Below are 22240 nucleotides of genomic sequence, written 5' to 3' on the forward strand. Positions count from 1 at the left end.
AATTTCATGCTTAAAATACTAAAACGAAAAGCCAAAGACTTGATTGAGTCTCAAAATATGTTGAGTGGTGTTTTCACTGCCTCTCTTCTTGAATCTACGATTGTACCTATTCCATTGGAAGTATTGCTTATTCCGTTGTTGCAAAAACGACGCGATAAGCTTTGGCAAGTTGCACTTATCGCGACTCTAGGCTGTGTTGTCGGCGCACTGTTGGGGTATGCGTTTGGTTACTATATTTTCGAACTACTACGTGACTGGGTAGTCACTCATTGGGTAACAGAGCAAAAATTAGATACTGCCATGCTACGGATAAGAACCGAGGGTTTCTGGTTTGTCATGACCTTGGGCATCGCACCCATTCCTTTCCAAATTGCTATGTTGGCAGCAGGAGCTACTCATTTTTCACTCCCTTTATTTCTACTCGCTACAGGCTTATCTCGTGCCATTAGGTACTTTGGTATCGCGTTGGTAGTATATATTGCTGGGAACAAAGCAGAAGAACTGATAAAAAAATATCAATTTGCAACATTAGGCCTTATAACGTTAGTATTAATAGTCGCTTGGTACCTAAGTATGAATGGTAGATAGTTTACTGGTGTTCATTGAAGGTTCGATTACTCGCATTAGCTTTCTTTTGTGAACCTTTCGAGTATTTACCACTCCAGTTAACTAGATTATTAGTTAACAACATGGATGAACAGCATTGCTTGCGCAGAAACTCCCCCAAAAAGCCAAACTTCAAGGACTCTTATAATTGGAGAATAAGTTTATCGACTTAACGAGTAAATCTGAGCAAGATATTATCCTTCCCCTGAAACGTTTATGCCCTCCCTTGTATTACAACTTATTTATCTCACAACATTACCGATAACGTTCCTGTATTTAGACATAGTTACTGTATTACTTTACGAAACGACACCATTAATACTCATTCCGCATACAGTCAATAAATACCTCCATAGCAGGGGTTACACACTTTCCTGCATGGTAACCGCACTGTGGTTTGACCATCTGTGGCTTATCGGTGAACTTAAGTTCTTATAAGCTGCCATCTTGCAATTCTTTTTTGACAGTAAAGCGAGGTAGATAAGAGATGCCAATATTGCTTTCGACACAATTTTTGATGGTGTTGATGCTGCTTAGCTCAATCATATTATCGATGGTGATGTTGCGCTCTTGAATCGTACTTTCAAAGATCTGTCTAAATAAACACTTGGGGCCGTTACTGATGAAACCTAAGTCAAAGTGTGTATCCCTCTCCTGTAGTTCCATCCCTTTTAACATTGGCGAGGCTATCAGTACTAAAGGCTCTTCTTTGAATTCATGAACCTTCAGCGCATTACCACTTCCCACTTGGTAGAACACACCCAAATCGGCTTTGTCAGCAATCAAATCATCTCGGATCTGACAACAATTTTGGGATTGTAGAGAGAGCTTTACCTTGGGTGCTCTTATCCTGAATTCTTTTAATACATTGGCCATTTTATAGGCAAGCTGTGTTTCAGCGACGAGTCTGCTACTTGCTTTTATCGCGTTAGTTAGCAACTTAGCATGGGCTGTAGCAGGTAAACTACTTCAATCGCAATTCCAAAAACATGGCAAAACTATCAACATGACATTAGCTTTGACATTGCTCTACTGCGCAACACAGCTGTTTTCCTGAATTGAAGGTCATCAGGAAACGCTCGGTATAAGAAGTAAAATAGCGTCTACTTGAGTTAATTTATCTTTTGCCAATTTGGCAAAGGCGCTGGCAAACATTATATCCAATAGCGAATTATCGCCACAAGCAAGGTGCATGATTATACAGGCGAGACTCTTGCCTAGAAATGTTAAGAAGTGACAACTTTTTGGAAGTGTCCGTGCAGTGATGTTCTGATATCTGCCATAACATCACGTATTGCAAACTCAGCAGCGTACCCCGTTGCTGAGTATCACGCTAAAGTAGAAAGGGGGCAGAAGTGTTTTAGCTTACCTGCCCCGTATTACTTGATATGGTAAAAAACCAATTAATCTTTATTGTAAATACTCACATCTTATTGGAAGTAGACAAATTGCCCTCTCACAATTCAACGCCCATATTGAACAGGGTAAACGCATAGATATCAGCCGTGAGATCGATCGCTTTGCTCAATGGCATTCCCGCACCATGACCCGCATTAACATCGATACGAATCATCACAGGTGAGCCACCTTCATGCTTGTCTTGTAGCTCTGCGATGAACTTATAAGAGTGGGCAGGTACCACGCGGTCGTCGTGATCTGCGGTGGTCACCAGTGTTGCTGGGTAATCGACGCCTCGTACCACATTGTGCACCGGAGAATAACCAAGCAGGTATTCAAACATCTCTTTGTTTTGCGCTGATGTACCGTAGTCGTACGCCCAGCCTTCACCTGACGTGAATGTGTGGTAACGCAGCATATCTAGCACCCCAACAGCAGGCAGAGCCACTTGGAAAAGCTCAGGCCTCTGTGTCATACAAGCACCCACCAGCAAACCACCGTTAGAACCGCCGCGAATCGCCAGCTTGTCGCTGCTGGTGTAATTTTCTGCGATTAAGAACTCCGCTGCGGCAATGAAGTCATCAAATACGTTCTGCTTTTGTTGTTGTGTACCCGCTTTGTGCCACGCCTTACCGTATTCACCGCCGCCACGCAGGTTAGGGACTGCATATACGCCACCCATTTCTAGCCAACTGCCAACAGTGCCCGAGAAAGAAGGTGTTAGGCTAACGTTGAAGCCGCCATAGGCGTACAACATAGTTGGGTTGTTACCGTCTAGTTTTAAGCCCTTCTTATAAGAGATAAGCATCGGAACCTGTGTTCCATCCTTTGAGGTATAGAAGACCTGTTTAGACTCAAATTGATCCGATTCAAACGGAGACTCTGAGCGTTGGTAGATTTCTGAGCTGCCTGATTCAACATCAAAAGAAAAAATCGTTGGCGGCGTTACATAGTTGGTAAAGGTGTAATAAAGCTGAGTTTGCTCTTTTTTACCACCTAAACCACTGGCCGTTCCTAGCCCGGGTAAATGGATTTCGCGAACTAAGTTGCCTTGGTAATCGAGCTGCTCAATTTTCGATACAACATCCACCATATAGTGCGCAAACAAGTAACCACCGCCGGTGCTGATCTCTAAAGGCTGTGACTTTTCTGAAATAATATCGCTCCATTCTTGACTGCGCGTATCAAAGCTCACCACCTTGCCGTTAGGCGCATCGAGATTGGTATATAGCACAAAGGTCTCATCTTGATTGTCGATAAGGTAAGTATCGCTATCCACATGATCAATCAGTGTGTTTAGGGTTTGTTCATCTGAGCTTAAGTCGATATAGAACAGCCTGTTACCTGATGTGGACTTTCGCCCTAGGATGATCAAGTATCGGTCGTCTTCAGTGGTATAGCCCGACACATAGCGATGCTGCTCAGCACTGTCCGCACCAAAAATCACCTTGTCATCGGTTTGTTCTGTACCCAATTCATGGAAGTACAGCTTGTGTTGTTCCGTACGAGCTGAAAGCTGACTGCCGTCAGGCTTATCGTAACTAGAGTAATAAAAGCCGCGGTTACCTAACCAAGAAATACCGGTAAATTTAGCGTCGGTAATTTCCGTTTCAAGCCGTTGTTTGGTCTCAGTATAAATAACGAAGATCTTGCGCCAGTCACTGCCGCCCTCAGAAATGCTGTACGCCACCAAGCTGTAATCTTTCGAAAACGACACCGAACCCAGTGATGTGGTGCCATCTTCCGAGAAGGTGTTCGGATCTAAGAACACCTCTTCTTGTTGTCCTTCTTTCTGACGATAAAGAATACTGTGATTTTGCAAGCCATCATTCTTATAGAAATAGGTGTAATCTCCTCGCACAAACGGTTGCGAGCTCTTTTTGTAGTCTTGCGCTTTCGCCAGCCTTTCTCGCAGTTCAGCGCGATACGGAATTTGAGCAAGGTAATCGAACGTGACTTCATTCTGGCTCGCCACCCACTGCGCAGTTTCGTCACTTCTGTCGTCTTCTAACCAGCGATAAGGATCTTCAATGATCTGACCGAAATAGTCATCGCTGACGATCTGTTTGTTGGTAATTGGATATTGATACTCTTTTAAATAGCTCATCGTGATCCTTATTTAAAGTGATGGTAACGCGATAACGTTGCTTGGAAGCCGTAACTTTGGAAACCTAAGCTTTAAACTCATAGCTTAAAAATAGTGTGAAATCGTCAGGTAGCGAGTTCTGATGTGTTCAATCAATAACTTAATCTTGTTTGGCGGTTGGCGAGTAAAGGGGTACACCGCATAGATACCCAGTTTTTTTCCGACTAAATCTGGAAATATGTCTACCAACTGGCCGTTTCTAATATCGTGATACACCAAACAACGCGGTACATACGCGATACCGTGACCACCCAAGGCCGCTTTGCGTAAAGCGGTCGCGTTGTCTGTCGAGAAAGAGCCCGAGACACGCACGATGTATTTATCGTTATCGGTGAAACCGTCTTTACTATGCAAAAATTGCCATTCACTGGCACCCGTTGTTTGGTAAGCGTACTGCAAGCAATTGTGATCAACTAACTCTTTGGGCAGCATAGGCTTACCGTTTTTTGCTATATAAGATGGGGAAGCACACACCACCCATTGTGAATCCAATATATGACGTGCAATGAGGCTGGAATCTTCCAAATAACCGGTTCGAATCACCAAGTCGAGGCCATCCTCGACCAAATCAACAAATCGATTGTTAAGAGACATGTCGACCGTTAAACCTGGGTGCATATTACAAAATTCAGCAACAGCGTCTGCGAGAATCAAATCTCCGGAGATAGTAGGCACTGACATTTTGATGTGGCCACTGACATTTTCACCAAAGCCTGAAACAGCATCCATAGCCTCTTGAGCCGCCTGCTTCACATTTTTGGCGCTATGTAACATCGCCTTACCCGCCTCGGTAAGCGTTAATTTACGTGTTGTTCGATATAACAATTGCACGCCAATCTCTTCTTCCAAACGCGCAATTCTCTTACTAACTACCGAATTTGTAAGGTTATTTTGCTCTGCCACCTTACTAAAGCTACCCAGCTCTACTACCTGTGAAAACAGGATCAAATCATCTGCTCGCATCTGATTATGCCAATTTTGGAATTAATTATTTTCATTATTTCCCTATATCAATAAAAAATAAAGGGGTAGATTCACGCCAAATTAACAAAACAATTACAAAAACAGCTTTTGCAATCAGATCGATTAAAAATAAAGCAACTCTAATTACAACAATTGAATCTACAGGGTTCAAATTACACCTACAAAACTAATGACGTGTTATTCACTTCAAACATGAACGTTTGAAAAACAAGTACGAGGAAGTACCCATGAGTGAAACTCTACTGGCTCTATTGGCCTTTTCACCAATAGTTGTTGCAGCGATTCTGCTGGTTGGCCTGAATTGGCCTGCGAAAAAAGCGATGCCAGTGGCATTTGCATTGACCGTTGCTATCGCCTTATTAAGTTGGGATATGTCTGGCACTCGCGTGCTGGCTTCTGTGTTCCAAGGCTTCGGCATTACGGTGTCGGTTCTCTGGATTGTGTTTGGCGCTATCTTCTTATTAAACACTTTGAAACACACCGGAGCTATCACCACCATTCGCAATGGCTTCACTGATATTTCAGCGGACCGTCGTGTACAAGCGATCATCATCGCTTGGTGTTTTGGTTCATTCATTGAAGGTGCATCCGGCTTTGGAACACCTGCTGCAATCGCTGCCCCACTCTTGGTTGCAATCGGCTTCCCAGCATTAGCTGCCGTGCTAATGGGGATGATGATTCAGTCTACGCCGGTATCATTCGGCGCGGTTGGTACACCTATCATCGTTGGCGTAAACAAAGGTTTGGATACGCACAACATCGGTGAAAGCCTGATTGCCAATGGTTCAACATGGGATGCTTACCTACAACAGATCACATCAAGTGTTGCGATCATCCACGCCTGCGTTGGTGTGATGATGCCTGTGCTTATGGCAATGATGCTGACTCGCTTCTTCGGTAAGAACAAAAGTTGGACTGAAGGTTTAGATATTCTGCCGTTCGCACTGTTCGCAGGTGCTGCTTTCACCATTCCTTACGCACTCACTGGTGTCTTCCTAGGTGCTGAGTTCCCATCACTGATTGGTGGTTTGGTTGGCCTTGCTGTTGTAGTAACGGCAGCGAAACGTGGCTTCCTTGTTCCAAAGTCAAAGTGGGATTTCGAAAGCGAAGACAAATGGCCTGCTGAATGGCTAGGTTCTTTGAAGGTCGATGTAGACGACACTCATTCAAACAATAAGAAAGATCATAAAAAAATGAGCATGGCGATGGCGTGGGCACCTTATGTGCTGCTCGCAGTGACTCTGGTTGCTAGCCGTGTGAGCCCTGAATTCAAAGGCCTACTGAAGAGCGTTAGCCTTTCATTCAGCAACATCCTTGGCGAAACCGGCGTAAGCACAGCGATTCAGCCTCTATACCTACCGGGCGGTATCTTAGTATTCGTAGCATTAGTTGCAGTTCTAATACAGTCACGCAGCGCAGCACCTTTAGTAAAAGCCTTTGGTGAATCAAGTAAAACCCTGATTGGTGCAGGCTTTGTGCTGGTGTTCACTATACCGATGGTACGTATCTTCATTAACTCTGGCGTGAACGGTGCTGATTTGGCAAGTATGCCAGTAACCACTGCGAATTTCGCGGCTGACTTAGTGGGCGGAGCATTCCCCGCACTGAGTGCAACGGTCGGTGCTTTAGGTGCTTTCATTGCAGGTTCGAACACAGTATCGAACATGATGTTCAGCCAATTTCAGTTCGAAGTCGCGCAAACTCTGAATATCTCTAGCGTTGTAGTTGTCTCCCTACAAGCCGTGGGTGCCGCCGCCGGTAACATGATTGCGATTCACAATGTGGTCGCCGCATCGGCAACGGTTGGTCTATTGGGACGCGAAGGCGCAACACTGCGTAAAACAATTATCCCAACGTTCTACTACTTAGTAATGAGTGGAATCATCGGCCTCGTAGTTATCTACGGGTTCAAAATGACAGACGTACTTATGTAGACCATAAGTCGTAACCAAAGCACTTGGCGTTAGTACCCAATTCCCCGACTGCAACACCGTCTCATAAGACAGTTGATGAGTTTCGGAATGGACACTAGAACACATCAACCCTTCGGGTATTAACGCCATTTTATAAAGAAAACAAGCAGCTCAAGCTAAGCTCTCATAGAAGGGCAACATCCCAAGAATTTAGGACTGAAATTATGATCATATCCGCATCGACTGATTACCGCGCCGCAGCAAAAGCGAAACTGCCTCCGTTTCTTTTCCACTACATTGATGGCGGCTCTTACGGAGAGCATACCCTACGCCGCAACACGGCTGACCTTGCTGAGATTGCGCTCAAGCAGCGTGTCCTCAATGACATGTCGGACCTAAATTTGGAAACCGAGTTGTTCGGCGAAAAGCTCGCGATGCCGATTGCCTTAGCTCCGGTTGGCCTAACGGGCATGTACGCACGACGTGGTGAAGTGCAAGCAGCAAAAGCTGCAGACAACAAAGGCATCCCTTTTACCATGTCGACTGTGTCGGTGTGTCCGATTGAAGAAGTGGCACCTAAGATTGAACGCCCAATGTGGTTTCAACTTTACGTGCTAAAAGACCGTGGCTTCATGAAGAACGTTCTTGAACGCGCAAAAGCGGCTGGCGTAACAACACTAGTCTTCACCGTTGATATGCCCGTACCGGGCGCTCGCTACCGTGACATGCACTCCGGAATGAGTGGCCCAAATGCAGCGATGCGTCGTGTATTCCAATCGATGCGTCATCCTAGTTGGGCGGTGGATGTTGGCCTATTGGGTAAACCGCACGACCTTGGCAACATCTCTACTTACCGCGGTTCTCCTACCAAGCTGGAAGACTACATCGGTTGGTTGGGCGATAACTTCGACCCATCGATCTCATGGAAAGACTTAGAGTGGATCCGTGACTTCTGGGACGGCCCAATGGTCATCAAAGGCATTCTTGATGAAGAAGATGCAAAAGATGCCGTGAGATTTGGCGCAGACGGCATTGTGGTTTCAAACCACGGCGGCCGTCAACTTGATGGTGTTCTATCGAGTGCCAAAGCCTTGCCTGCAATTGCAGATGCAGTAAAAGGCGACACTAAGATTCTGGTCGACTCTGGTATTCGTACTGGCTTGGATGTGGTTCGCATGATGGCGATGGGCGCAGATTGCACCTTGCTTGGCCGCTCTTTCGTTTACGCATTAGCAGCGCAAGGACAAGCAGGTGTGGAAAACCTACTCGACCTGTACGACAAAGAGATGCGCGTTGCGATGACTCTAACTGGCGCTAAGACAATCAAAGACTTAACGCGTGAATCTTTGGTGGGGCTAGATTAAACCGCCACGATTCTGATTTAGATTCGGGTTCAGATTCAGGTTCAGACTCATGCTTTGGTCGACTTAGACTGAAGTTCAATCGGTGTCACAGCAATTCCACTGCCGTTGTGACACCGTTTAAGCACTGGAAAATAAAAAGCTAGGGCGTGTTGATCTTTCGAGCTGATTTTTGCAGCGAGTTGCTGGGTATTTATACAAGGCAGAGGCGCCGATGTGTAGCTAGCCTACATGAGAAGCCGATAACGTAGTAGAAATGGCCAGCAAACGCTGCCTGAAGGGTTCAGCTAAAAGCGTTTTACTCTTTGTTGAGGGGGATTGGCTTAGAGTGACTAGGCTATTTCCCCCTCGCCGCGATTAAAACGCTTTTATCTTGAACAAAATTTAACCACGAAAGGTCAACACGCCCTGATCAGTGCCAAATAAGAAGCACAAGGAAGCAAAGATGGAGACAACTACATCCCATGAGCGAGTAGTAGACGCACAAGCTTATCAGCAGCTTGAAGCAATACTGGCTCAAAAAATAGAAACAGAACGCATTGTCACTCAAGAGGCAAAGCGCTTGGCTTACGGCACCGATGCGAGTTTCTATCGCTTGGTGCCGAAAATGGTTCTAAGGCTCAAAAACTTAGACGAAGTCATATTCACCATTCAAAGCTGCCGCGAACTCGGTATTCATTTTACCTTTCGCGCCGCTGGCACTAGCCTTTCAGGACAAGCCGTTTCAGACTCGGTACTCATCACTCTAACCGACGACTGGCGCGGCCATGAGATTGTCGATAACGGCAATCAGATCATTCTTCAGCCCGGTGTGATTGGCGCAGATGCCAACAAATACCTTGCCCCTTTCCAACGTAAAATCGGCCCAGATCCAGCTTCAATCAATACTTGTAAAATCGGCGGTATTGCCGCGAACAACGCCAGTGGCATGTGTTGTGGTACTGCGCAAAACTCCTATCGCACCGTCGAAAGCATGAAAGTCGTGTTGAGCGATGGCACCCTGCTCGATACCGCAGATAATGCTAGCGTTGAAGCGTTCAAGCAATCACACAAAACGCTGTTTGATGGCATTGTTGAACTTCACCGCCAAACCAGCTCGAATCAAGAACTCGCAGACAGAATCCGCCATAAGTACCGCCTCAAAAATACCACTGGCTACGCCCTGAATGCCTTGGTCGATTACCACGACCCAATCGAAATCATCAAACACCTGATGATCGGCTCTGAAGGCACGCTAGGCTTCATCGCCGAGATCACCTACAACACGGTTATTGAACACCCGAATAAAGCCTCTGCGCTGTTGGTATTTGCCGACATCGAACAGGCAAGTAAAGCCGTGACTACGTTGTCCAAAACTCCGGTTGCAGCCGTGGAATTAATGGACGGCAGAGCACTCCGTTCAGTGGCTGATAAGCCGGGTATGCCTGCCTTTATGTCGAGCCTAAACTTAGAAGCGGCGGCTATTTTGGTGGAGTCACACGCCAGCTCCCAGCCGGACTTAGATTTACAATGTAAATCAATTTTGGACGCATTGACTGAATACACGATTGTTGAATCGGTTCCTTTCACTTCCGAACCGAAGACAGTCGCGACTCTTTGGGGCATTCGTAAAGGCATGTTCCCAGCGGTTGGCGCCGTGCGTGAAGTGGGTACGACGGTCATCATTGAAGATGTGGCTTTCCCTGTCGAAAACCTTGCGAACGGTATTCGAGAGCTGCAAGATCTGTTTGATAAATACGACTACAGCGAAGCGATCATTTTCGGCCACGCTCTAGAAGGCAACCTGCACTTTGTGTTTACCCAAGGCTTTGATAGCCAAGAAGAGATCGACCGTTACGGTGGTTTCATGGATGACGTAGCCGAGCTCGTCGCCGTGAAATACCAAGGTTCTTTGAAAGCGGAACACGGCACTGGCCGCAACATGGCGCCTTATGTGGAATTGGAATGGGGCAAAGATGGCTACGCCTTGATGCAACAGATCAAAGCGTTGTTCGATCCAGAAAGACTGCTCAACCCTGGCGTGATTATTAACGACAATCCAAATTCACACATCACGAATTTGAAGCCAATGCCTGCTGCCGATGACCTTGTTGACCGCTGTATTGAATGTGGCTTCTGTGAGCCTGTTTGTCCGTCTCGCACGCTGACTCTATCACCACGCCAACGCATTGTTCTGTACCGAGAACTGCAACGTCGCCGTGCTGCGGGTGAAGAAATAGAAGCAAGCGAGCTAGAGAAAACCTTCGAATACCAAGGCATTGATACCTGCGCTGCAACTGGCCTGTGTGCTGAGCGTTGCCCAGTGGGAATCAACACCGGTGATTTGATTAAAAAGCTTCGTATTGCCAAGTACGAGAAATTTACGCCAATCGCGAAGTGGACAGCGGATCACTTCTCGACCACCACCAAGCTGACTAAGGCTGGCCTCAAAACCAACCAAATGGCGAGCAAAGTGTTAGGCGCAAATACCGTCGGTAAGCTAACCAATGGCTTGCGCTCGATGACTAAAGGCGCGACACCGGTTTGGATTCCAGAGATGCCGCAATCCAACAGTCACTCGCTAGTCTCATCACCAATGACAGCCGAAACATCGAACAACACTAAGAAGGTGGTTTACCTCCCTTCGTGTGCCAGTCGAACCATGGGGCAACAGAGCGATGCAGGCGATCAACGCCCTCTTACTGAAGTGACCATGTCTCTGCTTAGGAAGGCGGGATTCGAGGTGATTCTGCCGAAGAAACTAGATGACCAATGTTGTGGTATGCCTTACGACAGCAAAGGCATGACCGACCTAGCCCAATCCAAAGCGCAACAGCTAGAAGAAGTGTTGTGGCAAGCCAGTCGTCAGGGTGAATACCCAATCTTGATGGACACTAGCCCATGTGCCAAACGCAGTATTGAGCAGTTCACTAAGCCATTAGAAGTGCTAGAACCGACAGGGTTTGTGAATCAATACTTGTTAGAACACCTGACGCTTGCACCACTTAAAGAGACCGTGATGCTGCATGTGACTTGTAGCTCTCGCCGAATGGGCTTAGAAGGTGCGATGTTAAACCTTGCTAAAGCTTGTACCGAAGAGGTGATTGTTCCTGAGCATATTCAATGCTGTGGTTGGGCGGGTGATAAAGGTTTTACCACGCCAGAGTTGAATAAAGCAGCTGTGCATCCACTCAAGGAACAAGTGCCGAGCAACTGCACTCGTGGCTTTAGTAACAGCCGAACCTGTGAGATCGGCTTGTCGCATCACAGTGGTATTCCGTATCAATCAATCTTGTACTTGGTGGATGAAGTGGCGCAGTAACCCCATTCATACTGCGAGCGACGTGCTCTAGCTTAAAACGAAAAAATGGCAGCCCAATCAGGCTGCCATTTGTTTATTCGATTTGAAACATGTTATTTAGCTAGTTGTTACGAGCTGACAGTTAGAGAGATAAGCGCATCAACTCTTCTGGAGAGTAGTGTTCTGCTTCTGCGCCTTTGGCAATTAAGTCGATCACTCGGAACTCACTCATATCACCAAACTCCTTGGTCAAGTAATCACGAAACGCTTTATCATTCGACCATTTACCTCGCACGATATAGCCCTCTTCTTTGTCGAAATCTTCCGTTTCAAAAAAGGAAAAATCAGTCATACCAATATTGTGGCAATACAAAACGAGATACATGTTGAATCCTTAACGCTGAACACTTAACTAGGCTAAAAACCGGTCGACAACCGTTCCGAAAGCCAATTCCAAAAAAACAAGCTCAAGGTTACAACATAAATGCTAAATCGAATAGCCAATCAAGGACTTAAGTAACCTGCTCTTTTCGTTAATCATCAAACATCATGTTAATTGCAGAACCTAACAGAATCAGACCAACAATTGGTCCCATGACAGCGATTGGCGCGCGTTCAATGTATGGCAAATTCTCTGCAATCATCAAGCCCCATTCCGGTGCAGGCGGTTTGGCTCCTAAACCGATGAAGCTCAGCGAGGTCAGGCTCAATGTAATCACTGGCAGCCTCAGCATTGCGTGTCTTAGCAACGGTGGCAATACGTAAGGCAACAGATAAAAACGGAAGATTCTAAGTTTGCTGGTTCCCCACAACGGCGCGAGGTGAGTATAAGGCTGAGCCTTCGCTTCCACTATCAAGCTTGAGCAATGCGCCGCTAATGGCGCCCAAGAGACCAATACAATCGCGATTAATGCACTGTTCGGGTTCATCCCCGTTAAACCCGCAACTAGCAACCCGGCAATGATGTAAGGGATACCCTTAGTTATCTCGATAAGGCCTTGGCTAAAGCGGGTATTGAAACCCATGATAATGCCTGTCACCAAACTCAAAAACGTCGCCAAGATACCGGCTTGGAAGGTCGCGACCATACCAGAGCCGATTCTCGCTAACAGGTCTCGGCCAATGCCATCCGCACCCAAAGGCGCTTGCCAGCTCGGTGATGCCAAACGTGCAAATTGGCTAGTGTATGGGTCACGAAATGCAGCCCAAACCACGATGGCAATTAGGAATGAGAAAATCGTAAAAGCAGTAATACGTTTAGCGCGACTCTGCGTAAAACGAAACGAAGAGTGGCTACTAATCAGCTTGCCGCTTTTCAGGCTGTGGCCAAGAATCAACTGCTGAACAAACAAGCTCATGCTGCTCACTGCAATCGAAAACAGAAGCAATACCAGTAAGCCACCTTGCAACATCGGCAGATCTTGCGCCTTCGCAGCACCAAGAATCATACGCCCGATACCGGGAATCGAGAAGATAAGCTCGACCGCGACCGCGCCACCCGTCAAGCCGATCACGATCATCGCGATCTGTGGGATCAGGCTGCTCAGCGCTCTTTTCAGCGCAAAGCGAATAATTTGGTTGGAGTGAACGTTGGCACTGAGCCACGTGATCACCCAAGGTTCATTTAAAACGCGTTGTAAACTGTCTCTGAGTAGGCGACTAAACAGGCCGCTAGCAGGCAGCGCAAGTGCTAAACTCGGTAGCCAGATATCTTGCCAGCCTTGCCAACCATACGGTGGTAACCAAACTAACCAGATTGAGAACACCAGTATTAATACCGAGGCCACCACGTACTCTGGCAAGGATATTAATACGGTGCTTAAACTGCTGTAACTCTGCCCTAATTTGCCCTTCTTCCAACTGCGCAAGGTAGCCAGTAAGCCTGCGCCACACAGTACGAAAGTCATCACAAGCGCGCTAGACATCAAAAACAGGGACGTAGACGCTGTCTTTTGAATGCCTAATGCAACCGAAGAACCATCAATCCATGACTTACCTAAGTCACCAGAAAAGGCACTTCCTATCCAGTCGATCAGGCGCTCGCTCGCCGAACGATCAAGCTGAAGATCAGCACGTACTGCCGCTAAAGCTTCAGGCGTAAGCAGGTGTTGTTGCCCCGCCCTCGCACGCAGAATGGATTGGCTTGGGTCGATGCCTGCAATGTCAGGCATCAAGCCAACAAGAATCACCACCACAATCAGTGAGGCAATTCTTGATAGCCAAGGCGTCAAGATAAATAAGGTTCGACGCAGAGTCTCAGCAGATAGCATTTAGTTAGTTAACCTGTGTCGCTTTCTTAACCTGTGTAGTTTGGTCAACCAAGCGACGTTCACTTGGGTCACGAACCACATTGCTTACACGCTCGCTTTCACCTTGAATCACACGTTCGTGAAGCAATGGAATAGCAGCGAAGTCGTTGAGAATTTTTTGCTCAACTGCGATGATCGCTTGCTGACGCAGTGCACCTAATGGTTGTAGGTCAGCGTGAGTTAGCGCTTGGTCAACTTCTTGAGAACAGAATTGACCAAGGTTGAATGAACCCTTACAGCCAAAGTCACTCATCATATAAGCCACTGGGTCACCCGAATCTAGAACGGTTGCACGAGAAAGGATGAACGCATCGAACTTTCCTGATAGCGCATCGTTTTCAATCTGAGCGTATTCACGGATATCCAGCTCAACTTTGAAGCCAGCCGCTTCAAGTTGTTGTTTAAGTAGCGCTGCCACTTCTGGAAGCTCAGCACGGTCGGTAAAGGTACCGATAACAATTCTTTCACCGTTTGCTTGTAGCGTTTTATCTACAGCTTGACCTTCAGGTCGAATCGGCTCAGCCCAAGCAAGAGCTGGACCTAATAGACCTTGCGCGATATCCGCGTGGTTTTCATAAACAGTATTCACAATTTGCTCACGGTCTACAGCAGCCGCCGCGACTTTACGTAGTTCAATATCGCTAAATACGCCTGACTTATTGTTCAGGTAAAGCGTGTTGGTACGAGGCATGGCTACTTCGTAAAGCAGGTTCGAATCAATGGTCGCGATTTGTGAAACTGGCACAGCTTCAACAATGTCTGCCGTACCGGTTCTTAGAGCTGCAGCACGAGCAAAGCCGTTAGGAACGTATTCTGCAATTACAGATTCAACTTGTGCTTTTTCACCCCAGTAACCGTCGAAACGTTTTAGTTTCGCGCTGGTTGTACCGTTAATTTCTGTCAATTCAAACGGACCAGTACCTGCCCCAATTGGGCTAACACGACCATCTTCTTGGTACGCGCTTGCTGCTAGGATCGCTAATTGAGGGCTTGATAAACGGCTTGGTAGAAGAGGGTCATCAAAGCTGGTCTTGATCTCTACGCGGTAGTTGTCCATCGCTTTCACTTCTAAATCTACACCATCTAGGATGCGTGGTTTAGGCGCCGCTTCCAGCGCTTTCTGTAGAGAGTTCACAACAGACTCTGCGGTTAATGTCGAACCATCGTGGAATTTAACACCTTGGCGAACCGTGAATTGCCAAGTCAGTGGATCAACGTGTTTCCAATCCGTTGCCAGCATTGGCTCAGCTTCTGAAGTTGGGCTTAGGTTGACTAGCGTTTCAGCCGTGCTCCAACGTGATAGTTTGAACGCGTCATCAGAAAGTGGCGATAGACCTGTTCTTGGTGGCTGCATCATCGCAACACGAATTTCGGATTTGACCGCCGCATCGCTCGACTCTGGTTGAGAGTCAAAGCAGCCCGTCAAAGGCAGAGCCAGCGCTAGAGCGCAAGCCAGTTTGATTGAATTAAAACGCATAGTTATTTTTCTCTGTAAGCTGTGCTTCGTTAATAAACTGTATTTTGTTAATAAACGGTATTTCGTAATAAATAAGGTTGTGTTTAACAAGTAGATTTCGAAAGAGGCTGAGATTCGATCAGCATCTGAGTCGCTGGATGAGCAGGTTCGCTCATCACTTGAGGTGTCGGTCCATGCTCCACCATCTCGCCATGGTCAAGAACCAGAATTTCTTCGCAAAGCGCTTGTGCTGCACCTAGGTCGTGTGTCACCAAAATAAGGCGCATATCGCGCTTCTTTTTCAATGAATTCAATAAGTCGAGTAGCCTCTGTCGATTGACAGGATCTAGGCTACTGGTTGGCTCATCGGCAACTAATACCGCGGGTCTAACGACAAGTGCCCGAGCAATGGCTACACGTTGAGCTTGGCCTGTAGAAAGCTGATTGGGCTTTAGCGATAGCAAAGTGGCAGGTAAGCCAACGTCCAACAGCGTCTCTTCAATGATGCTTTCATGATTGCCATAAACATTTAAGTTACTTAGCGGCTCAGCTAAGATCTGTCGAACGGTGTAGTAAGGGTTAAGACTAGTGTGTGGTTCTTGTGGCACCAATTGAATCAAGCGACACACCGTAGCTTGCGCTTTGCTATTACGAATAGGCAGCGAATGACCAAACAAGCTGATGCTACCGAGAGTAGGCGCTTTCAAACCAAACAGCAGTTCAATCAGCGTAGATTTACCGGCACCAGAACGTCCAACAATGGCCAGGCTTTTGTCTTCAACATTGAGGTCGATATTCTGTAGCGCTTTGAACGCCTTACCACCCAACCAACTCGGCACTGAGTAATACTGAACCCCGACATTCTCGAACTTAATCTCAATCGGTGTTTCTGAATCAATCACAGGCATTGGCGGTGAGACTTCTGAATTTAGTGATAAAGTCGAGCTCATTCGATTAGGTCTCTCAATGAACAGCAGAAAGCATGAGAGCTCGATTCCAGCGCGTGTTTCGGTGCACCATAAGCCACCACACCGCCATCATCGATGACTAATAACTTGTCACACGCTAAGGCGCTGTGCAGGTCATGGGTAATCAACAAGCCACCAATTTGGCGTTGCTTTACATTGTCTCGAATCAGCTTGAGTATCTCTTGTTCTGTTACCGGATCTAACGCACTGGTTGGTTCATCTGCAATGATGATATCGGCGTTACTCAACAAGCCAATCGCAATGCACACTCGTTGACGTTGTCCTCCAGAGATTTGGCTCGGATACAACGGCAAGATGGTTTCTGGATTTGGGAATCCTAACTGCACCAACAGTTCGGTGAGCTTAGTTTTGTCTTGTGATTTAAGCTTGGTGCGAGTACCCGTCAAGGCAAGGCAAAGTTGGCCTTCAATGGAAACCAGAGGGTTTAACGCTTGAAGCGCATCTTGGAAGATAACCGCCGGCCTTTGTGCTGCCGTTCTTTGCAACATCGGCAAACCACACACCGCTTCACCAGATAGAGAGATATGACCTTCAGCCTCAACCATTTCTGGCATAAAGCCCGCGATCGCACGTGAAAGCATCGACTTACCAATGCCTGAAGGCCCCATGATCGCCAACAGTTCTCCTCGATACATATCGAAATTAATATCTTGGAAAAGTGTTTTCGAAGAGGTTTTGATCGTTAATCGGTCAACAGACAAAAGTGGGGCTTTCACGCAGATACTCATAAATAGATGTTATAACATAACAACTCTATCATTTAGCTGAGGTGATGAAAAGCGAACATTGAACTAGATCGCATTTTTTTGCTGTTTGATTGACCGGCTCTAATCAGTCATTAGATAGAAAAAAAGCGCTCACTAAATTTATTGAACATAAATAGTAAAGCGCTTTCATAAAGTCTTAGAAGTGGCGATGGTCGTTCTACATTAATGACACGCCGCTGAGGTATCTTCTGTTGGAAAACACTTCTGTTTAACCTGGGAGATGAACGGATACAGGAATGCGATACGCCCAAGATAGAACAGAGTAAACGCTAGCCACAAACCATGATTGCCCCAAGCTCCAACCGCAAACGCTTGAACAGCCAAGAACACCAACAAAGTAGCAAGACTCGAATCTCGAACTGGACGTGTGGTTCCTGTTCCAGTAAAGATACCGTAAACCGTTAAACCAAAGCCAGCCACCAGCGGGAATACAATTAACCACGGTGCCATCTCTTGATACAAGACGACAAGCGCTGGAATATCGGTAAACAAGAAAACAATCATGTCTTTGAATATCAAGGTTAAAAGCGTCAGCGCAGCAATAAAACCGGCCGTCCACTGGAAGTTAAGCCTTAACACACGATCCAACATCGACGCACTTTTCTGACCAACTGCTTTACCCGCAAACACACTCGATGCGTTAGCAATGCCATCAAACATGTAACTGACTATAAAGGTCACCTGCATCAGAATCGCGTTAGCGGCCAGAACATCGGTACCCAGTTTAGAACCAGTGCGTGCCATCATGTTGAAGAACACTAAGATACAAATTGTACGTAACAGTAGGTCGGTATTCGATGAGATGATTGTCGACAGGTCTTTCTTGGTCATCTTCGATCCTTTCAGGAGCTCAGAGATCGAGATGTTGCTCGTCTTCATCACCAGCGTCATACCAATCGCAAAGGTGGTGATTTGTGCAATCAAACTTGCGTATGCCACACCGGCGACACCCAAGTCGAAATAGAGTACGAACACCGCATCCAATACAATGTTCAATACGTTACCAAACACTTGTGTGTAAAGGACTTCTTTGGCTTTCGCCTGCCCCATCAGCCAACCAATAATGGTGTAGTTGAGCAGCACAAAAGGTGCACCATAAATCAAAACACTAAAATAGGTGTGCGCGTGCTCGGCCACGTTCGCTTCAGGCTCTATCACCCACATTGCACCTTGCCAGATGAGCGGTTGTATCAAGATAAAAACCAACCCCACCAAACCAGACAGCACAAATGGGCGCATCAAGCTGCCCGCTAGCTCAGAGCGATTCCCTTTCCCCAATGCCATCGCACTTTGCCCTGTCGTACTGACACGGAAAAAGCCAAACAACCAATACATGGTGTTCATGATGATGGTGCCGATCGCCACACCACCGATCAGTTCAGCAATACCAAGCTGGCCAATCACGGCAGTATCCACGGCACCAAGCAGAGGCTGAGTCACCGTTGAGATGATGAAAGGGAAAGCGATTTTTAGATAATCTTTGTGGGTAATGGTCATATTCTAGCGAGTGATATTAAGAACTATTTGCAATTAGAAGGAATGCTATCGTTTAATCCGTACGTTGTCATCATCTACTAGAGTAAATTATCAACAAAGCATTTCTCTCTTGATTCAAGAAAACACCACAACCATCGTTAATTGAGTTTGCGCTAACAAGCAAAATGAGTGGCTTTTAATCGGTTAGTAAAAACTCACGGGAAGGTAAAAATCGAGTTCAAACACTTCATCACTGTTGAGAAAGTGATTCTGATGATAATGCACATAAGCCGGAGTAGAACGTTGCTTGAAGCCAGACGTAGGTAGCCACTTTTCTAATACCATACTGATCTGTGGTAGCAACTCACCATAGCGACCATTCAATCGAAACACCGCATGTAAACCGCCCGGAATCACCATCTGATTAACCACGCTGCGGTACTTAATCGGTTCATTAATCGCGATACACGCCACATAGCGACACTGATCCATCTCAACCCAAGCAGGGTTTGAGTGATGCAAACCAAACTGGCTCGAAAAGTCACGCTGTTCAGAGCTAGCCCACGCTTTCAATATCAGCCATGCGTTGCGAATGGAGCGGTTATAACCCGTATGTCGAACATAAGCCGCCATGCGATCCGGTGTTTCAACTACCTTAGGCTCAGGTAGCACTCGCTGCGCCACGTTCAAATAGCCCGCTGCCACTTCGGGATCTTTCAAATAGGGCTTTTCGGCGATCTGTAAGTCGTGTTTACGCCACTCACCCGGTGACATGTTAAAGGTCGCTTTGAATGCTCGGCTAAATGAAGACACCGAACTAAAGCCACACTTACTGGCAATTTCCACCACAGACGACGTGGTATCGAACATCAATTGGTTGGCCGCATATTCCATTCGAGTGCGTCGAATGTATTGGTGCAACGACTCCCCTACCACACTTTTGAAGGTGCGATGAAAGTGCTGTTCGGAATAAGCCGCGATCTCAGAGAGCGCTTTTGCCGACAAAGGCTGACTGATGTCTTGATGAATATGGAACAGAACATCATTGATTCGGGATATATGTTGTCGCGACATTGTTCAAATAGCATAAATGGACATGTTTATAAGCATAAATGGACACGTCGTTTTTTACAATTGCCGTGTAATATCAAGCGATAAAATAAAAACGAAAAACGACGAGACACAACACATGGAAATCGCACAGTCATTACAACAGATTCAATCTTCATACATTCGAGAGATCCTCGCAGCCGCAAGCGATCCAAATGTCATCTCATTGGCAGGTGGTTTACCGGACGAAAAAACATTCCCTATCGATTTAATGAAGCCAACGCTAGAAAACCTAGCGAACATGCCTGAAGTTTTCCAATACGGCTCGACCGCGGGTTACGGCCCGTTGCTTGAACACCTTACGCAAAGCTACCAATTGCCAAAGACTCACACAGCAATGATCTGTACTGGCTCTCAGCAAGGTTTGGATTTGATTGCTCGTGCGTATGTTGACCCGAATGATGTGGTTGTAATGGAAGCGCCAAGCTACTTGGGTGCGATGCAAGTGTTTGGTTTGGTTCAAGCGAACATTGTGACTGTGTCTCAAACTGAATTTGGCCCTAACCTCGATGAACTAGAAACATGCTTTGCACAGCAATCTCCAAAGATGTTCTATGCCGTGCCAGATTTTCACAACCCAACAGGTGTATGTTGGGCAACAGAAACTCGTCAAAAAGTGGCTGAACTGTGTATTAAATACAACGTGGCATTCATTGAAGATGCGCCTTACCGCGAGCTACGCTTTACAGGCACTGAGCTGCCAATGGTTTCATCTTTCTGCCCTGACAACTCTATCGTCCTTCGTTCATTCTCTAAGATTGCATCGCCAGGTTTACGTATCGGAGCGGTAACCGGTAAACGCAGCTACCTTGAGCCACTGATCAAAGTGAAGCAAGGTGCGGATTTACACTCAAGTGTGCCCATGCAAGCGCTGCTTGTTGGTCTTCTAAAACATGAAGATTTCAACCTGCATATGGAAAACATTCGTACTTTGTACAAGTCTCGTTATGAAGTGCTGTTTTCAGAGCTAGAAAAACAGCTGCCTGCAGACTGTGTACTAAAATCAGTAGACGGCGGGATGTTCATTTGGGTTGAAATCCCAGAGTGTGACACCTTTGAACTGGCTAAAACTCTGCTTTCCAATGGTGTTGCGGTTGTACCAAGCCCAGTATTCTATCCAAAGGCTGATGAAGCTAAAGCTGCACTGCGCTTAAACTTCACCAACGCCAATCCAGAAGAATTAACAGAAGCGGTAAAACGCTTAGCGGAAGTACTTAACCAAGCGTAATCGCTGACAGTACTGACCGCTTTGGTGATTGCCTGATCGGCTTATTTCCGAGAAAACCGTCACGAGTCAGCATTAAAGGCCAATGCCATTCTCAACAAGAGAGTTACATTGGCCTTAATTTTAGGTCTCCATAAAGCACAGAAAGGACATCAGTTTGCCGCATTGTATTATCGAACACTCATCCACTATTAATGGTCAGCAACTCAACCAACAAGTGTTTCTCGGCGCAATGGAATCTCAGTTGTTCTCACCAACAGGAGAAGACATCAAAGTACGCAGCCTTGCCTATCAGCATTACCAAACCGGTGAGGTAAAAGAAGACTTCGTGCATGTCTCTGTGCGTATTTTGTCTGGGCGTAACGAAAGTGTTAAAGCGATGCTCTCCAAGTCCATTTTGGATCAATTACTTGCTCTTTCACTATCCAATGCATCACTGACCGTAGAGATCATCGATATAGAGACAAGCAGCTATTCAAAAGCCTTAGTTTAAAGGCAAGTTACAAAAGTACAGCCCCTCGCAAATAGGGTGTTTTCAAAAAATTCGTTAGACAGCATGGAGCAATGAAATGGAATTGGTGATTGGTAACAACCCAGAATTGATAACGAAAGCACAAGCCATTCGTCATCAAGTATTCGTTGTTGAACAAGGTATCCCCCATGTGTTGGATCTTGATGGGCTCGATCCTGTCTCACATCATGCACTCATCACCGATGACGATAATTTAGTCGCGACGGCACGCTTGCACATTGATGAATCAGGACACTCAACCATGGCGCGTGTTGCTGTTCTGCAACCTTATCGAGGATCTGGTATCGCATCTAAAATTGTTAGCGCACTTCTAAAACACGCCTCTGAACATAGTGCCAAGGTAATTGAAATCCACGCCCATCAATACCTAAAGGGTTACTATCAAAAATTCGGCTTTGAGTTCATTCGTGAAGTGGAAATGGTAGGAGAACACCAACTGATTGAGATGAGATACAACATAAGTTCTTAGCCGAATATTCAATAGACAACAAAGTACCACTGTTTATTTGAGCTAACATTCCTTATCAAATAACGGCCTTTTTACCACACATATAGCCATACTATAAGTGTTGTTATATAACCCTGCTTTTTGTTGGTTTTTGTCCCGTACCGCCTTGGTTATACTGCGCCTGATTTTAATAAGCTGACGTTCACACAAGGCTCTACTTTAGAACCTCGATGATCAGAA

At 46.3% G+C, this 22240-nt stretch carries 17 protein-coding genes and 1 pseudogene; 8 read left to right on the forward strand and 10 right to left on the reverse strand.

The genetic code is table 11. The annotated features are described in order from the left end of the window. Nucleotides 1–6: 6 nt before the first annotated feature. Nucleotides 7–588, forward strand: coding sequence for a YqaA family protein (locus OCU50_RS17740; RefSeq protein ID WP_060469034.1), 582 nt, complete (start codon nucleotides 7–9; stop codon nucleotides 586–588). 450 nt (nucleotides 589–1038) lie between these two features. On the opposite strand, the gene OCU50_RS17745 is transcribed toward OCU50_RS17740, so the two are convergent. After that, on the reverse strand, nucleotides 1039–1482 hold the full coding sequence (locus OCU50_RS17745; RefSeq protein WP_235588160.1) for a substrate-binding domain-containing protein: 444 nt from the start codon (nucleotides 1480–1482) through the stop codon (nucleotides 1039–1041). Nucleotides 1483–1498: 16 nt separating this feature from the next. Between OCU50_RS17745 and OCU50_RS20730 the strand changes: the two are divergent. Continuing rightward, nucleotides 1499–1663, forward strand: a pseudogene (locus OCU50_RS20730) (cysteine/O-acetylserine transporter); the annotation flags it as partial. A 399-nt stretch (nucleotides 1664–2062) separates the two neighbouring features. On the opposite strand, the gene OCU50_RS17750 reads toward OCU50_RS20730, so the two are convergent. Then, nucleotides 2063–4111 (reverse strand): prolyl oligopeptidase family serine peptidase, encoded by a 2049-nt coding sequence (locus OCU50_RS17750; protein ID WP_060469035.1) that lies wholly within the window; start codon nucleotides 4109–4111, stop codon nucleotides 2063–2065. A gap of 84 nt (nucleotides 4112–4195) precedes the next feature. Further along, nucleotides 4196–5113, reverse strand: coding sequence for a LysR family transcriptional regulator (locus OCU50_RS17755; protein WP_060469036.1), 918 nt, complete (start codon nucleotides 5111–5113; stop codon nucleotides 4196–4198). A 248-nt stretch (nucleotides 5114–5361) separates the two neighbouring features. Here OCU50_RS17755 and OCU50_RS17760 point away from each other — a divergent pair, with 248 nt between their 5' ends. The 3 genes from OCU50_RS17760 (at nucleotide 5362) to OCU50_RS17770 (ending at nucleotide 11709) form a co-directional block, all read left to right on the forward strand. Beyond that, nucleotides 5362–7068, forward strand: a complete 1707-nt coding sequence (locus OCU50_RS17760) for an L-lactate permease (RefSeq protein WP_060469037.1) — start codon at nucleotides 5362–5364, stop codon at nucleotides 7066–7068. Nucleotides 7069–7271: 203 nt separating this feature from the next. Next, a complete protein-coding gene (lldD, locus tag OCU50_RS17765) occupies nucleotides 7272–8411 on the forward strand; it encodes an FMN-dependent L-lactate dehydrogenase LldD (RefSeq protein ID WP_060469038.1) in 1140 nt (379 codons plus the stop codon). 442 nt (nucleotides 8412–8853) lie between these two features. Further along, complete coding sequence (locus tag OCU50_RS17770; RefSeq protein WP_060469039.1) at nucleotides 8854–11709, forward strand: FAD-binding and (Fe-S)-binding domain-containing protein; 2856 nt, start codon at nucleotides 8854–8856, stop codon at nucleotides 11707–11709. Between the two features lie 121 nt (nucleotides 11710–11830). On the opposite strand, the gene OCU50_RS17775 is transcribed toward OCU50_RS17770, so the two are convergent. The 7 genes from OCU50_RS17775 to OCU50_RS17805 all read right to left on the reverse strand — a co-directional run bounded on the left by OCU50_RS17775 (nucleotide 11831) and on the right by OCU50_RS17805 (nucleotide 19759). Further along, on the reverse strand, nucleotides 11831–12073 hold the full coding sequence (locus OCU50_RS17775; RefSeq protein ID WP_060469040.1) for a hypothetical protein: 243 nt from the start codon (nucleotides 12071–12073) through the stop codon (nucleotides 11831–11833). Nucleotides 12074–12221: 148 nt separating this feature from the next. Beyond that, complete coding sequence (locus OCU50_RS17780; RefSeq protein ID WP_060469041.1) at nucleotides 12222–13958, reverse strand: ABC transporter permease subunit; 1737 nt, start codon at nucleotides 13956–13958, stop codon at nucleotides 12222–12224. Between the two features lie 4 nt (nucleotides 13959–13962). Then, a complete protein-coding gene (locus OCU50_RS17785; RefSeq protein WP_060469042.1) occupies nucleotides 13963–15474 on the reverse strand; it encodes an ABC transporter substrate-binding protein in 1512 nt (503 codons plus the stop codon). Nucleotides 15475–15557: 83 nt separating this feature from the next. Further along, a complete protein-coding gene (locus OCU50_RS17790; protein ID WP_060469043.1) occupies nucleotides 15558–16403 on the reverse strand; it encodes an ABC transporter ATP-binding protein in 846 nt (281 codons plus the stop codon). Further along, complete coding sequence (locus tag OCU50_RS17795) at nucleotides 16400–17158, reverse strand: ATP-binding cassette domain-containing protein (RefSeq protein ID WP_082710367.1); 759 nt, start codon at nucleotides 17156–17158, stop codon at nucleotides 16400–16402. The genes OCU50_RS17790 and OCU50_RS17795 overlap by 4 nt, the downstream gene beginning before the upstream one ends. A gap of 213 nt (nucleotides 17159–17371) precedes the next feature. Then, nucleotides 17372–18706 carry an MATE family efflux transporter gene (locus tag OCU50_RS17800; protein WP_060469045.1) on the reverse strand — a complete coding sequence of 445 codons (1335 nt, stop codon included), beginning with the start codon at nucleotides 18704–18706 and terminating at the stop codon, nucleotides 17372–17374. 183 nt (nucleotides 18707–18889) lie between these two features. Continuing rightward, nucleotides 18890–19759: an AraC family transcriptional regulator gene (locus tag OCU50_RS17805; RefSeq protein ID WP_060469046.1), complete on the reverse strand. Its 870-nt coding sequence runs from the start codon at nucleotides 19757–19759 to the stop codon at nucleotides 18890–18892. A gap of 115 nt (nucleotides 19760–19874) precedes the next feature. On the opposite strand from OCU50_RS17805, the gene OCU50_RS17810 reads away from it, so the two are divergent. The 3 genes from OCU50_RS17810 to OCU50_RS17820 all read left to right on the forward strand — a co-directional run bounded on the left by OCU50_RS17810 (nucleotide 19875) and on the right by OCU50_RS17820 (nucleotide 22021). After that, nucleotides 19875–21023: an aminotransferase-like domain-containing protein gene (locus OCU50_RS17810; protein ID WP_060469047.1), complete on the forward strand. Its 1149-nt coding sequence runs from the start codon at nucleotides 19875–19877 to the stop codon at nucleotides 21021–21023. 154 nt (nucleotides 21024–21177) lie between these two features. Further along, nucleotides 21178–21513, forward strand: coding sequence for a 5-carboxymethyl-2-hydroxymuconate Delta-isomerase (locus OCU50_RS17815; protein ID WP_060469048.1), 336 nt, complete (start codon nucleotides 21178–21180; stop codon nucleotides 21511–21513). Between the two features lie 76 nt (nucleotides 21514–21589). After that, nucleotides 21590–22021, forward strand: coding sequence for a GNAT family N-acetyltransferase (locus OCU50_RS17820; RefSeq protein WP_060469049.1), 432 nt, complete (start codon nucleotides 21590–21592; stop codon nucleotides 22019–22021). Nucleotides 22022–22240: the final 219 nt, after the last annotated feature.

The sequence above is a fragment of the Vibrio toranzoniae genome (assembly GCF_024347655.1).
GTDB lineage: Bacteria > Pseudomonadota > Gammaproteobacteria > Enterobacterales > Vibrionaceae > Vibrio > Vibrio toranzoniae.

Coding starts and splice junctions, on each gene's coding strand:
- OCU50_RS17740 (WP_060469034.1), top strand. CDS start 7: ATGCTTAAAATACTAAAACGAAAAGCCAAAGACTTGATTGAGTCTCAA.
- OCU50_RS17745 (WP_235588160.1), bottom strand. CDS start 1,482: ATGGCCAATGTATTAAAAGAATTCAGGATAAGAGCACCCAAGGTAAAG.
- OCU50_RS17750 (WP_060469035.1), bottom strand. CDS start 4,111: ATGAGCTATTTAAAAGAGTATCAATATCCAATTACCAACAAACAGATC.
- OCU50_RS17755 (WP_060469036.1), bottom strand. CDS start 5,113: ATGCGAGCAGATGATTTGATCCTGTTTTCACAGGTAGTAGAGCTGGGT.
- OCU50_RS17760 (WP_060469037.1), top strand. CDS start 5,362: ATGAGTGAAACTCTACTGGCTCTATTGGCCTTTTCACCAATAGTTGTT.
- lldD (WP_060469038.1), top strand. CDS start 7,272: ATGATCATATCCGCATCGACTGATTACCGCGCCGCAGCAAAAGCGAAA.
- OCU50_RS17770 (WP_060469039.1), top strand. CDS start 8,854: ATGGAGACAACTACATCCCATGAGCGAGTAGTAGACGCACAAGCTTAT.
- OCU50_RS17775 (WP_060469040.1), bottom strand. CDS start 12,073: ATGTATCTCGTTTTGTATTGCCACAATATTGGTATGACTGATTTTTCC.
- OCU50_RS17780 (WP_060469041.1), bottom strand. CDS start 13,958: ATGCTATCTGCTGAGACTCTGCGTCGAACCTTATTTATCTTGACGCCT.
- OCU50_RS17785 (WP_060469042.1), bottom strand. CDS start 15,474: ATGCGTTTTAATTCAATCAAACTGGCTTGCGCTCTAGCGCTGGCTCTG.
- OCU50_RS17790 (WP_060469043.1), bottom strand. CDS start 16,403: ATGAGCTCGACTTTATCACTAAATTCAGAAGTCTCACCGCCAATGCCT.
- OCU50_RS17800 (WP_060469045.1), bottom strand. CDS start 18,706: ATGACCATTACCCACAAAGATTATCTAAAAATCGCTTTCCCTTTCATC.
- OCU50_RS17805 (WP_060469046.1), bottom strand. CDS start 19,759: ATGTCGCGACAACATATATCCCGAATCAATGATGTTCTGTTCCATATT.
- OCU50_RS17810 (WP_060469047.1), top strand. CDS start 19,875: ATGGAAATCGCACAGTCATTACAACAGATTCAATCTTCATACATTCGA.
- OCU50_RS17820 (WP_060469049.1), top strand. CDS start 21,590: ATGGAATTGGTGATTGGTAACAACCCAGAATTGATAACGAAAGCACAA.